9 protein-coding genes and 1 pseudogene are annotated in these 13,195 nt (G+C 62.4%); 5 read left to right on the forward strand and 5 right to left on the reverse strand.

Features of this window, described 5'->3' with window-relative positions; all coding sequences use genetic code 11:
• Positions 1–2 precede the first annotated feature (2 nt).
• The 3 genes from QM789_RS08480 to QM789_RS08490 all read left to right on the forward strand — a co-directional run bounded on the left by QM789_RS08480 (position 3) and on the right by QM789_RS08490 (position 3,194).
• Positions 3–1,331 (forward strand): aspartate aminotransferase family protein, encoded by a 1,329-nt coding sequence (locus tag QM789_RS08480; RefSeq protein WP_420351474.1) that lies wholly within the window; start codon positions 3–5, stop codon positions 1,329–1,331.
• Positions 1,332–1,475: 144 nt separating this feature from the next.
• Positions 1,476–2,786, forward strand: a complete 1,311-nt coding sequence (locus QM789_RS08485; protein WP_420351505.1) for a D-amino acid dehydrogenase — start codon at positions 1,476–1,478, stop codon at positions 2,784–2,786.
• Positions 2,787–2,855: 69 nt separating this feature from the next.
• Positions 2,856–3,194: a hypothetical protein gene (locus QM789_RS08490; RefSeq protein ID WP_420351475.1), complete on the forward strand. Its 339-nt coding sequence runs from the start codon at positions 2,856–2,858 to the stop codon at positions 3,192–3,194.
• Positions 3,195–3,364: 170 nt separating this feature from the next.
• Here QM789_RS08490 and QM789_RS08495 read toward each other — a convergent pair whose 3' ends face one another.
• Complete coding sequence (locus QM789_RS08495; protein ID WP_420351476.1) at positions 3,365–3,700, reverse strand: hypothetical protein; 336 nt, start codon at positions 3,698–3,700, stop codon at positions 3,365–3,367.
• A gap of 412 nt (positions 3,701–4,112) precedes the next feature.
• On the opposite strand from QM789_RS08495, the pseudogene QM789_RS08500 reads away from it, so the two are divergent.
• Positions 4,113–4,805, forward strand: a pseudogene (locus QM789_RS08500) (IS5 family transposase); the annotation flags it as partial.
• A gap of 50 nt (positions 4,806–4,855) precedes the next feature.
• Here QM789_RS08500 and QM789_RS08505 read toward each other — a convergent pair.
• Positions 4,856–9,124, reverse strand: a complete 4,269-nt coding sequence (locus QM789_RS08505) for a hypothetical protein (RefSeq protein WP_420351477.1) — start codon at positions 9,122–9,124, stop codon at positions 4,856–4,858.
• Positions 9,125–9,469: 345 nt separating this feature from the next.
• Between QM789_RS08505 and QM789_RS08510 the strand changes: the two genes are divergently transcribed.
• Entirely contained in the window at positions 9,470–10,000 is a 531-nt protein-coding gene (locus QM789_RS08510; RefSeq protein WP_420351478.1) for a hypothetical protein, read from the forward strand.
• Between the two features lie 19 nt (positions 10,001–10,019).
• Here the strand turns inward: QM789_RS08510 and QM789_RS08515 are convergent, their stop codons facing one another.
• The 3 genes from QM789_RS08515 to QM789_RS08525 form a co-directional block, all read right to left on the reverse strand.
• The gene (locus QM789_RS08515; protein WP_420351479.1) at positions 10,020–11,366 is read right to left on the reverse strand and encodes an IS5 family transposase; all 1,347 of its coding nucleotides are present in this window, start codon (positions 11,364–11,366) and stop codon (positions 10,020–10,022) included.
• Between the two features lie 190 nt (positions 11,367–11,556).
• Positions 11,557–12,912, reverse strand: coding sequence for a HipA domain-containing protein (locus QM789_RS08520; RefSeq protein WP_420351480.1), 1,356 nt, complete (start codon positions 12,910–12,912; stop codon positions 11,557–11,559).
• Positions 12,909–13,169 carry a helix-turn-helix domain-containing protein gene (locus tag QM789_RS08525; protein ID WP_420351481.1) on the reverse strand — a complete coding sequence of 87 codons (261 nt, stop codon included), beginning with the start codon at positions 13,167–13,169 and terminating at the stop codon, positions 12,909–12,911. The genes QM789_RS08520 and QM789_RS08525 overlap by 4 nt, the downstream gene beginning before the upstream one ends.
• Positions 13,170–13,195: the final 26 nt, after the last annotated feature.

Consider the following 13,195-nt stretch of genomic DNA (forward strand, 5'->3'; position numbering starts at 1 on the left):
ACATGTCCACTCCCCGCGGCAAGATGGTGAATGCCTTCAACCCCGACAGCCTTTCCTCCCTGCCCCCCGCGACGCGCGATGCCATCGCCCGCCGGGCGCGGCTGCTCGGCCCGGCCTACCGGCTGTTCTATCAGGATCCGGTGCAGGTCAGCCGGGGCCAGGGCACGAAGCTCTATGACCGCGACGGCAACGATTATCTGGACGCCTACAACAATGTCGTGCCGCTCGGCCATTGCCACCCGCGCGTGGTCGAGGCGGTGACCCGGCAGATGCAGACGCTGTGCACCCATACCCGCTACATTCAGGACGGGATTTTGGACTACGCCGAAAGCCTGCTGCCCAGTTTCGGCGGGCGGATCGCGGCGGCGGGGCATATGATGTTCACCTGCACCGGGTCGGAGGCGAACGACCTCGCGATGCGGATCGCGAAACATGTCACCGGGCGGCACGGCATCATCTGCACTGCCGAGGCGTATCACGGCAATTCGGACCTGACGGCCAGTTTCTCGCCCTCGCTCGGCGATCAATCCCCGCTCGGCACCTGGGTCCGCCGGGTTCCCGCGCCCGACAGCTACCACGGCGATCCGGCGACCCTCGGCCAACGGATGGCCGAAGCGGTGACGGAACGGGCCTGGGAATTGCGACGCCACGGCGACGGGCTGGCGGCCTTCATCGCGGATTCGCTGTTCTCCTCGGACGGGATCTTTGCCACGCCGGAGGTGCTGAAGCCGGTGGCGGAGGCCGTGCGCGCGGCGGGCGGCCTGTTCGTCGCCGATGAGGTGCAATCGGGCTTCGCGCGGTCGGGCGAGCGGTTCTGGGGATTTCAGCGCCACGGCATCGACCCCGACATCGTGACGATGGGCAAGCCGATGGGCAATGGCTATCCGGTCGCGGGCATCGCCATCATCCCGGAGGTGATCGCCGAATTCGGCCGTGACACCCGCTATTTCAACACCTTTGGCGGCAATGGCGTGGCGATGGCGGCGGCGCAGGCCACGCTCGACACGATCCGCGACGAGGGGGTGCAGGACAACGTGACCCGCATCGGCGCCCTGCTGACCGAGGGCCTGCGCAGCCTCGCCGCCCGGTTCGAGGCGATCGGCGACGTGCGCGGCGCGGGGCTGTATCTCGGCGTCGAGATGATCCGCGACGGTGCCCCGGATGCGGCGGCGGCGGGCCGGATCGTCAACGATCTGCGCGCGCGCCGGGTGCTGATCTCGGCCACCGGGCCGAACGCCAATGTGCTGAAGATCCGCCCGCCGCTGGTGTTTTCCGAAGCCGATGCGGACCGGCTGCTGAGCGAAACCGAGGCGGTGCTGCGCGCGCTATAGGGGATTCTCCGGCCCTTTGCGGATGCAGCGCAATCTTTCACCGGCATTACGCCATATGCCGGTGAATTCTCCCGCCGCAGGCCGGTTCGGCGGGCATCTTCGCCAGAACCTCCCGCCCCGTTCCTGTATCCTGTCCGGCAAAGGATCCGGCAGGGGAGTTCGGGCATGAAAGTTGTCGTTCTGGGCGCGGGCGTGGTGGGTGTGACCTCCGCCTGGTATCTGGCTGAGCAGGGGCATGAGGTCACGGTGATCGACCGCGAACCGGGCCCGGCGCTCGAAACCTCCTTCGGCAATGCGGGGGAGATCAGCCCCGGCTATTCCGCGCCCTGGGCCGCACCGGGGATTCCAGTCAAGGCGATGAAATGGATGTTCATGCGTCATGCGCCGCTGGTCATCAACCTGCGGCCCGATGCGCATAAGCTCGGCTGGCTCGGGCAGATGCTGATGAACTGCACCGCCGCCGCCTATGCGGTGAACAAGAGCCGGATGGTGCGGGTGGCGGAATATTCGCGCGACTGCCTGAAGGCGCTGCGGGAGGAAACCGGCATCCATTACGACGAACGCACCCTTGGCACGTTGCAGGTGTTCCGCGACCCGCATCAGGTCGAGTCGGCGGCAAAGGACATCGCCGTGCTCAAGGCCGATGGCGTGCCCTTCGAGGTGATGGACGCCGATGCCTGTGTCGCCGTTGAGCCGGGGCTGAAACAGTTCAAATCGCAGATCGCGGGCGGGCTGCGCCTGCCGGGCGACGAGACCGGCGATTGCTTCAAATTCACCAATGCGCTCAGTGACATGGCCGCGGCGAAGGGGGTTTCCTTCCGCTGGAACACCACGATCGAGGCGCTGGAATGCGACGGCGACCGGATCACCTCGGTGCGGACCAGCTCCGGCCCGGTGACGGCGGATGCCTTCGTGCTGTGCCTGGGCAGCTACTCGCCGTTCCTCGTGCGGCCGCTGGGGCTGAAACTGCCGATCTACCCGCTGAAGGGCTATTCGCTGACCGTGCCGATCCGCGACTATGACCGCGCGCCGGTGTCGACCGTGATGGATGAAACCTATAAGGTCGCGATCACCCGGCTGGGCGATCGGATCCGCGTCGGCGGTCTGGCGGAAATCAACGGTTTCGACATGAGCCTGGATGCGCGCCGCCGCGCCACGCTGGACAAATCGCTGACCGATCTGTTCGCGGGCGCCTGCGACCCGGCCGAGGCGCTGTTCTGGTGCGGCCTGCGCCCGATGACGCCCGATGGCACGCCGATCATTGGCGCCACGCGGCTGCCGAACCTGTTCCTGAACACCGGGCACGGCACGCTGGGCTGGACCATGTCGGCGGGGTCGGGGCGGCTGATCGCGGATATCGTCTCCGGGCGGCGGACCGAGATCGAGGCCGCCGACCTGGCCTATGCGCGCTACGAGGGCCGCATCGCCGCGCCGCAACCGGCGCTGGCCGCCTGAGCCGCGTTAAGGGTTTCGCCACGAATGCCGGTCAAGCTCACGGGGATGCGGAGTCGTCGGAGACCGGATGTGAAGAAACCCCACCTGCTTCTGTGGCTTGTGCTGCTGGCCGCCTGTGGCGGCCCGCCGCGCAGCGATGCCCCCGCCGGGAGCGAGGAGTGGTTCGCCACCACCTCGCCCAGGGATCAGGCCAGCTATTTCGCCGCCGCCTGCCGGGTCTACGGCCTGAAACCCGGCAGCCCGGAGTTCACCCACTGCATCCGCGAAGAGATGGACCGTCGCCACGCGCAGAACACCACCACCCGCGAACAGGTGCGCGAGGAGCGGCGCGCCGAGCAGTTCAAGCACCGCACCACCGAAACCCACTGCACCCGCTTCATGGACACGATGAGCTGCGAATCCTATTAGCAACGGGATCTTTCCGGTTGTCTGGCGCGCCGCTTCCTGCCGGTTCCCGCTGATTGCATTCGCGATGCTGATCAGTATGTTGAACATCATTCGGCAAAATCCCATCATGGTTGATGATGTCTACGATTTCCGAAATTTCATGTAAGGGTGAAGCCTTGCCCATGAAGCGTTTACCGAGAGCGCCAGAGAAATTCGACGCGCTGGAGCTTTTCAGTGCAATGTCCCGGCAGCAGGGCTACAGGATAGGTATTGACGATGACCTCGAGGATTTCCAGAAACGCATCGGCACCGCGCTGAAAGCAACCCTTCAGAACCCGAACGTCCTGCATGGAAAACGGGTGGAGGCGATGTTCGCCCATGTTCTCGGCGCTATTGGTGGATGTAAATACGTCAAGCAGGAGGATGGCGGGGCCGTCTTTGCCAGCACCGATGACTTTGAGATTCCTGACTACCGCGTGGTCACCAAAGAGGGACAGCTGCTCCTCATCGAGGTGAAGAATTTTCACATGAAGGATCTCCGGTCGCGCTTCTATCTCAAACGCGCATACCTCGCGAAATTGATCGCGTATGCGGAGATGAACCATGCGCGCCTTAAATTGGAGATCTACTTCTCCCACATCAACAAATGGATACTGCTTTCACCCGAAGCCTTCCTGGTCGATGACAGGCGGGTATACATCGATCTTCCTCACGGCTTGGCCAGAAACGAGTTCTCCCAGTTTGGTGATCGCATGATCGCCACCCTACCGCCGCTGAGCATAGAATTCACGGGCGACGCGCATGATGAGCGAGCCATTGTCCAGCCGGACGGTACGGCTGTCTTCACGATCCGCCAAGTTCAGTTTAAGGAAGGTCTGAAAACCTGCTCATTTCGGCGTGATCTGATAGAATTTCCGGGATGTGACAAGGAGCCCGGCGATGCCGAAACAGCCTGCCCTTCCCGGCTTGCGCGATGCGATGAAGAAGAAGGTGACGCGGCGGGAACTGTTCCTGGCGGAGATGGACGCGGTCGTGCCCTGGGGGCGGCTGATCGGGTTGATCGAGCCGCACTATCCGAAAGCCGGACCGCAGGGCGGGCGCCCGCCGATGCCGCTGGAGACGATGCTGCGGGTGTATTTCCTTCAGAACTGGTATGCGCTGAGCGACCCGATGGCCGAAGAGACGCTGTATGACAGCGAGGCGATGCGCCGCTTCGCCGGGATCGAGCTGGGGGATGACCGCATCCCGGACGAGACCACGATCCTCAACTTTCGCCACTTTCTGGAGCGGCACGGGCTGACGGAGGCGATCTTCGCCGACGTGAACGCGCATTTGGCCGACAAGGGCATCACGCTGCGCTCGGGCACGTTGGTCGATGCGACGATCATCGACGCGCCATCCTCCACCAAGAACAAGGCCAGGGCGCGCGACCCCGAGATGTCGTCCACCAAGAAGGGCAACGATTGGTATTTCGGCATGAAAGCCCACATCGGCGTGGATGTGGACAGCGGCGTGACCCACAGCCTTGAGACCTCGACGGCCAGGTTGCACGACAGTCAGGTCTGGGACGAGTTGCTGCACGGCGAGGAAACCTCGGTCTGGGCGGACAAGGGCTATGTCAGCGCCGAGCGCGAGGCGGCCTTCAAGGGTCCAAAACGGGCGACCCCCAGCGTTTGTGGGCGCTAATCTGAATGGCTATGGTCCTCCACCCAGAACGAGACGGGAGCACTTAACTGCGACGGTAGGAGAATGCCGTTCCACCGTCGCCGGTGAAACCTAGCCCCGCTTCCCTCACGCGGATATGTGCTGCGCTCGCCGATCCCGATCCACATTGGGTCGAGTCCCTCGCTCGCGAGAAGGGTGTCGATCTCTTCGCGGCGAACGGCGCAGAGGATGCTGTCTCCGCCACACCCACAGACGATCACAGCTCGGCCATCGCTATTCTCGAATACGCCTGGTCGAGAGGGGTTTGGATTGAGCTGCAGCGCCCTGACGAGCCAAGCGGACGGGACCTGAAACTCGAGGCCAGTGGGCATGCTTCTGTCGAGGTGGCTCTCCCAGTGGTATCCTACAGTGAACTGCCGGAACGCATCGGGACCATCGGAACGGCCCCGTTCCGGCCCCTGCCGCCCATCGTCCCATGTACCCCGCCGATCAAGCTCGTAGATGTAGCCACGATCCGTTCTGTTCTCAGGCAGCCAATCGTGGAAGTCGATTTTCCGTCGCTTCCATGCTGTTGTCGCCGCGGCGGCCTGTCCCGTAGGCAGGCCGATCATCATCTGGAACCAAAATTCCTCTTGCCGGGTCTGGATGCCGAGCTTAGCCCACTGCCCTTCAGGCCAAGAGGTGCGTGCAGAGTCATAGCGGTAAAGGATGCACCAATCGTCGGAACCTACGCCTGTCAGAGACCCTTGATGCATGCGAGTAATCGGAAAAACATCGTCGAATGCCCAGTCGGCCCAAGCGTCTTCGGGCACCACATGCACCTCTAGAGGCGCCACGGAAATCTCGGCCGCCGGAGGCAAGCTTCGCTCATCCAGCGGCGGCATCGAGACCTCAATGTCCCGAACGTAGGGTACGTCGTTCGGCGTGTCGTAGCGGTGGAAGGTCGGGCTTCGGTACTCATCGATGATCCAGAAGTTGTCTGCTAGGCGCGCAAGCAACTCGTGCAGGGCAATCCACTGATACTTCTTGCCAATCCGCTCGATGCGTCCGCCGCGGTGACGATCCTCGGAGATCGTGGCGTCCTTGGGGAAGAGATCCGAAGTCCAGCCTAGCGAGCGAGCGCGGTCGGCGACCCAAAGGCATGCCCGTTCGGTATTCTGAAGCGATCGGCGCTTTAGATCATAGCGCTCCGACCAGCCTGCTTCGGCTGGCACCAAGGGCGGAGCAGCTTCTAGCGGAATGGTTGAGAACTCCTCCACCCGTCCCTTGATCACATAGCGCCCAAAGTCCCCGCCCCATCCGGCACAGGACGACAGGATTGCTTTGGCCCCGACCGTCTCAACCCGCGCCTCGACTTCCTCCTTACTCGCAGGCCAACTTGGCGCTTCGGCCCCGTACGGTGGGCGACAGCGCTCAATCTCGATCTTGCTGTGAAGGTCCGTCCGGTCGTGAGCGAGTTCGACGATCAGGCGGGCATAATCGCGCGTTAGCATATGAACTGGCGGCGAATCCTTGAAGAACGCATCGTAGATCGCCTCGCCTGCGGTAGTGAGACGTTCCGAAGTTGGGTCGCGCAGACACGCACCGGCGCTGGCTGCGGCGACGCGCTCTAGGACATAAGGATCGTCCGTCCCCGCGAAACGCCGGATGAAAGCAGGCAGCAGGGCAGGACGACTTAGAAGAATGTGGGTCGCGCCCTTGGTCGCCATGTCCCGCAACACCCGGTCGGTCGCGGTGAAAAACCAGCCGAGCAGGATGAGTGCCCGTGCAAGCACGTCGTCGCTCGCACGCTCGACCGCCGGCCCGTTGCACCAGTGCGCGAGCCGGTGCGCCTCACTATGCTCGACGCCGTATCGACCGAGTTGGGCGAGAGGCAGGGTCCAAAACGCGTCGCGCTCGGGCATTGGGCGGTCGCGCAGATTCCGATCAAGAAACTCTACGTTCCAAACATGATCGCGGAGGCTGAGACGCAGAAGCACCTGGAGGTGCCTAGCCGGCATGTAATCCTCATCCTGGACCACCCAGCGGTTGAAGAGATCGAGCGTACGGTCGGTGAAGGCCTCAGAGGAACGCCAATAGATGGTCTCGATGAACTCATCTACACGAAGACCTTCGATCTTCTTTGGTAGCGTGTCGACCAACTCGCCGCCGTTCCGCTCGGCATGTGCGATCCAGAGCGCTTGGAACACGCCGGACCACTCCCAGGACAACCATGCGTGATCCCTATGCCGTTCGATCAGGAAGGCCAGCGCGCCTCCCTCCTCAAACGCGGACGCAGAAGGGGTCACCTGGTCAAGAAGCGCCTCCGCAACGAGGTGGTCCCCGAAGCGCTGGAAAGCGAACCGGACGACATCCTCCAGCACGTCGAGCGGATCCGTCTCATCGACCTGCGCCGGCGGATCGAGGCGCAGGATGCCGCGGCGGTGCAGCACGTCGAACCAAGACATGCCCATAGGAGCTTGGTGAGAGGCGAATGCTGCATCGGCGAGGCGCCGAGCCTCACTTAGGAGTAGGTGATCCTGGCGCGTTTTCGCCATTTCCTTGGCGATGGAAGTGACCGCGCGGGCAGTCGGGCGAACCAACACATGAGAGCCATCTTGCTCCGTCCCCAGATGACGGCCCGCGACGTCGAGGTAGAAGCGCAGTACTTCTTTTGTGCCGTGTAGGCCAGTCGGATACTCGCTCCGACCCGCCTCCTGCAGCGCATTCGCGGTGGTTCGCAGGAAAAGGGGGTTGACGAACTCGGGGGGCAGCCATGGGGTCGCTGGTCGGAGTATGCCCCGGCCGTCAAGGTAAACCTGCGCGGCGCGCTCTTGCTCCTCCTCGGTTGCGAACCCCTCGATGAAGAGGTGGGCCGCACGTTCCCTTGCCCCATCCGTGATTAGGTACGGCTCATACTCCGTCCGGCACGAGACCGCGAAGGCGAGCCAGGGACGCCGCGTGACGTCGAGCGCCAGTGCGCCGAGTTCGTCTCGCCAGCGGCGCCCGCCCCCTTCATTGATCGCGTCGATCGCGACGAGGCCTCGCGCGCCCACGGCCTCTGCCGCGGCGTTCATCGCATCAAGGAACGCGTCCCATGTCGCATCGAGGCCAAGCGCATTGGGGATCTGTCCCACAAGGGAACCATCCGAGAACCACGTTCCCAGCAACATGATCGCCGGCGCACCACCCTTGGTCAGTCGGTCCACCTCCGCGGCCAGGATGTGCGACTTTCCCGTCCCCGCCCGTCCCGTCACAAGGACGAAGCGCGCCGCGTCCGCACGGACGGCGCTCGAAGAGAGGAGCGCCTCGACCTCTTGAGCCTCATCTAGGACAGATCGGAGGCCGCCATATGCCTTGTCATATCTGTGGCGAGTTGCGTCCATACTCGGATCCCGCCCGTTACCCACCTTGGGGTAATGCGCAGTGATGGCGTCGAGGGCCACGCGACCGGCCGTCTGCAGCGCGTCCAAGCATTCTCGAAGCGGCCCCAAGGCCATCGGCATGGTCGGAACTTTCGGAATAACAATGATCGGGTCAAAGGTCTGGATCGCATTGATCGCTCCGCGCACTGGATCAATGGCGCTGAGAACCTCGCGAGGCGCCTCATGGGGCGTTTCCAGCTCGTTCGTATGAAGCGCTTTAAGCGCTGCGCGAAGACGCCTGTCAAGGCGCTCATCGCGGAGGAGGCCTCCGAATGTCTGCTCGGCTGCCACCTCGACGTGGTCGTCGGGCTGGTAGCGCTCGTCGAGAGCGGCCGCGGTCCGCCCGAATGCGTCGAAGAACCACTGCTTGGTCAATTCCAGCTCGCCGAGCCAGTATGACCGCAACCCTCGCGCGCAGGGCTGCGTCAGCCGATCCTCGATCTCAGACAAGTCCCAAAGCTCGAACGCCACCGACATATCGTGTGCCGACGCGTCGGCCTCCCACTTCGCCTTGTGATGTTTCCAGTGGGCACGACCTGACTTGCCGCGCCGTCCAGGGACCTCGTCCGTGAGATCGCAGGCAAGCGCGACCACGTAGCATGTGAGCCTTGGATGGGAGGTGAGGGCGGCGGATACGGAGGCATTGATCTTGCTCCAGTCGACTTCTCCCGAACTACGGTAGAATTTGGCCTGGTAGCCAACTTCATCCCCGGCCGGGGTCGTCCAATAGGCCTCGAGCCCGCCATCTCCGCCAGACCCCGCGATCCAGCTGAACGTCGCCCTTTCGTCAGGCGGGAAGCGTCGCGCGAGGCCACAGATCAAGCCTTCGAACGGCGTCCGAAGCGCGGCCGGGTCAGGCCGAAGGTTCGAAATATCAAGCATGGTTACTGTGGGATGCTTCCAGAAACGTTCTACCTGCAGTTAAATGCCTTTTTTACGATCTCCAAGCCTATCATGCTCCTAAATCTGCCGGGGACAGGAAGTCGCCGCCGCAAAACTTGCGGTCTCGACCGGAGGTTGGTCACCAGGCCCCGAACCAAGGGGTCGATGTCAGCCGCTTGCGACTGGCCTCGTCAGCGCAAGGGATGGAAGCCGGATGGCCAAGACCGCGCGCGGGCCCGGTTCACGACAGCCCGACCCGAAGGGTGCGCCTTAAGGGCTTACAAGAGTGCATCGAAATAGGATAAACTGCTGCGGATAAACTAAAGAAGAATAAAAGAGGAACTTATGGCTGACGAGAAGGATATTTTCAAAATTATCTCCGACTTTATGAAGGGGAAGTCGGGTCCGCCGGGTATAAATATGGCGAAACTATCAATTGACGGGAAGCTGAACCTGGAAGACCTGGAGCTTCCACCAATGAGCTCGACTTTTTCCGAATTCCTGAAGGAATATCCCGCTGTCCGGAAAGGAATGAAAAATTTTTCGTTGGAACACTGCCTCGTGTTCCTCGGCGCTATGCTCACTCTACCAGAATTTCAATCCAATACCTATCGTTTTGAAGTTCTCGTACATATGGCCTTCCTCTGCGCCCAGGGAAAGTCACGGCCAACGCCCGCGAACGCTTCAGCATGGTTCAATCAGTTTGATGATGGAACGTGTGGTAGGCAAGAAGACCCCGCCGAGGACGTATTCGTATCGAGCGTTTCCTATAAGTCTGTAAACTACCGAATCTTTGAAGGTTCAGCCGAAGGAAACAGCTTCCATACCCAGCGTTTTCTTGAAGTTTTGGAAATTATGCCCGAGAAGGGTATTTAGTCCGGTCTGAACAACGTTTTCATGCCGCGTTTGGCATCCGAATTTGCCGATCATTTTCGGCGATGATGCTCAGGATGAGACGGATGACGATGTCCCAAAGAGCCCTGATATGGGCGAGGATCTTGCAGATGTTGTGCCCGCAGGCGCAGAGCACGGCAAAGAGCGCATCGCCGGTCCTGCCCATCAGGGGGCATCTGGCCAATCTGCCGTCTGATTTCATGTGGCCGATCTCGGGCTCGATGGCACTTCGCCGTTTGAGGAGCTTCGCCAGCACCGGGGTGATGCCGCGCCGTTGGCCGCTGATCAGGACGCAGGTGGTCTCGACGCCATGCCCGCGATAACCGCGGTCGACCACGGCGAGGGTGGGCCTCGTGTCGGTCAGGATTTCGACCTGTTCGAGGGCCGGTGCCAGGATGTGACCATCATAGGGATTGCCGGGAAAGCTGCGGGCGCCGACTATGAGGCTGCCGTCGAGGGTGGTGGCGAGGCTGACCTTGGCGCCGAACTCGTATCGCACCCGCGCCTTGCCCTTGGAGATGCAGTCGACCTCGGGCTCATGCAGGGAATAGAGCTTGTCGCGGCTCTTCGGCCCCTGTTCCAGCAGGCGCCCGACCAGCCAGAGCGCGTCCAGAACCTTCTCCCGCAGGGGGCCTTGCGGGATGTCCTGCAGGTGACGGCGAAGATCGCGACGCACCCGGCCGACATAGCCCCTGAGTTGACGCAGCGGCTTGCGCATTCGCTTGAACTGGCGGGCATGGGCGTAACGCCCGACCTGGATGGCCAGCCGCGGTGCAAGACGGGCATAGCTCTGGCGCAGATCGATCCCGGCCTTCTTCGCCAGGCCGACCAGCAGGACCCGGGCGCGCTCGTAAAGCCGGGCATCGGTCGGATGGGCGATGTTCTTTTCCATCACGGTCGTATCGACCGCCACCCGCTTCAGGGCCTTGTCCGTGATGGTCCCGGAATTGCGGCCTGCTTCGATCGTCTTGGTCAGCAGCCATTCCACTCCTTCTTCACCGATCCTCTTGCGCCAGCGCACCAGCGATGAGGGATCGATCGGCAAGCGGTGCTGAAAGAAGGTCTCGCCGGTGAAATACTGGTAGTAAGGGTTCTCCACCCAACGGGCGACAACCGCCTCGTCCGACAGCCTGAAGGCGTGTTGCAGATACATCAGCCCGGCGATCAGGCGCGGCGAAGTCGCCGGACGGCCTGTCTTCGAGGGGAAGAACCCGGCCCATTCCCGCTCGAAGAACTCCCAGTCGATCAGCGCCGCGAGCTTCACCAGTTCATGGCGAGGATCGATCATCTCCACCAGTCTGGGGCGTAGAAGATCATTCTGTTCGGGGACGCGGGAATGGGGCTTCATAGGTAACCGGAAATTGCAGGGTTTCTGGGTGCAGATTACGAAACCTTGCAATCTGATGCCAACAAAACAGCAAGATCACTACGCAAAATCAATGTGTTCCACGTCGTTCAGAGCCGACTATCGAGCGTGCTTGGACAGTTACCATGAGAAGGTCCGCCTCCACGCCGACGCGCGGGGGCTGGGGCATCCGCTAGCTGAATGCGCCCCATCCACCCGCTGTCTCGGACGGGTTATCCCTGACGACACGGTCGTAGTAATCGCGTTCTTCAAGGCCGAAGTCGACATCAAGCGCTTCCTCGATCACGCGTGCCTGGGCATGGAGACCGTCAGCGAGGTCCTTGGGGGCACGGCGGGCTGCGAGATCGGCGATCCTCTTCGCGAACTGCTGGATCTGCTTCATCGTCCGCCCGACGGGCGGCTTGCCGAAACCGAGATCGGACAGCAACCCGCGCAGGGCGTCGACATCGAAGTCCTCGGCGAAGCGCGCGTCACCATGCCTGAATGCGAACTTATGTGTCACGCGCCTGTCCATGAACACCGGCACCACATCGTAAAGCGGTGCCAGCAGGACCGTCCGTCCACGATAGAGAAGCGACGTGTTCTTGCCATGGTTGTCCGTGTTGCCCACGAGCAGGTTGAAGATCGTCTGCGCCAGAAAGTCCCTTCTCACGAGGGCGGGCACCGTCGTCTGTGCCGCGATGACATCCACAGCGGCGGCCGAGAAGCGGCGATGCGGATCCACGGCGTCGCGCTCGTATTTGAGGCTTGGCGGCAGACCGAGCGCCTGGCAGAAGTCCTCGGCGTGACGGCGGTGAATTGCCCCTGCCCCGTCCGCGATCTCGATATCGCGGTCGAAGCGCGTCGACAGGAGCGCGTTGATGTGCATCCCCTCGACGTCGAAGACAAGATCTTGAGTCTCGGCGGCAGCGATCCCGATCTCGGCGGCGATCTGGAGCAGCGCCGTCTCCTGGCGCGTGATGTCGGGATCGAAGTTCGGAGACACTTTCAGAATATGGGTTGTTGGCGCGCGGGAGCCGTCCTTCGGCAGCCAAACCGCACCTTCGAGCATGAGGCAGGCGATCTTGCCCTGGACGCCCGCGACGGGTGACGGGTTGCGTTCGCCCTCTGGCATACGACGGTGCTGATGCAGAGACAGGACGATCTGATTGAGCCGGGTGTCCGAAAGCCGCTCGTAATCCTCGGGAAACCTTCCCGGCATCTTGCCGGGCCCCGTGCCCTCGGGAGTGACTGAGATCGCGCCCGGACAGTCTGCCCCGAGATGCCACAAGAGCGCACCGACGTCGCCACGGTCGAGACCGAAGCCGTCGAGGACCCGTTCGAACTGCGGCCCCTCGAACAGGAGGTTCGCGAAATAGCCCCTGCAATCGGCATCGCCATATGACTCAGGGGTGATCGGCAACGACATCGAGATACGATGCTCAGGAACGATGTCGTCGGCATAGACGAACGACAGGCTCTTGTCCTCGGAGCGGGCAAGCAGGCCCACGGGTACGTCCCGCCCTTCCATCCAGACATCCATTCTCATGGACGCACCTCGGCGAAAATGTCGATGCCGAGAATGCCGCACAGCTTGAGATAGGTATCGAGATGCGAGCGACGGCTCCCGCGCTCGATCTTCGAGAGATTTCCGGGATCGATGCCCGCCATCGATGCCAGTTCGAGCTGCGCGATGCCGAGCCGCTCCCGATGCAAACGGATCATCTCGCCAAGGTCGGATGCATCGAGGAGCTGCCGACGGCGTGGTATGTCCGGCTCGTCATCATGACTGGACTTGTGGGCCATGGCGCGTCTTCCATCACAGATTGGCT

Source organism: Paenirhodobacter sp. (genome assembly GCF_047600745.1).
GTDB lineage: Bacteria > Pseudomonadota > Alphaproteobacteria > Rhodobacterales > Rhodobacteraceae > Rhodobacter.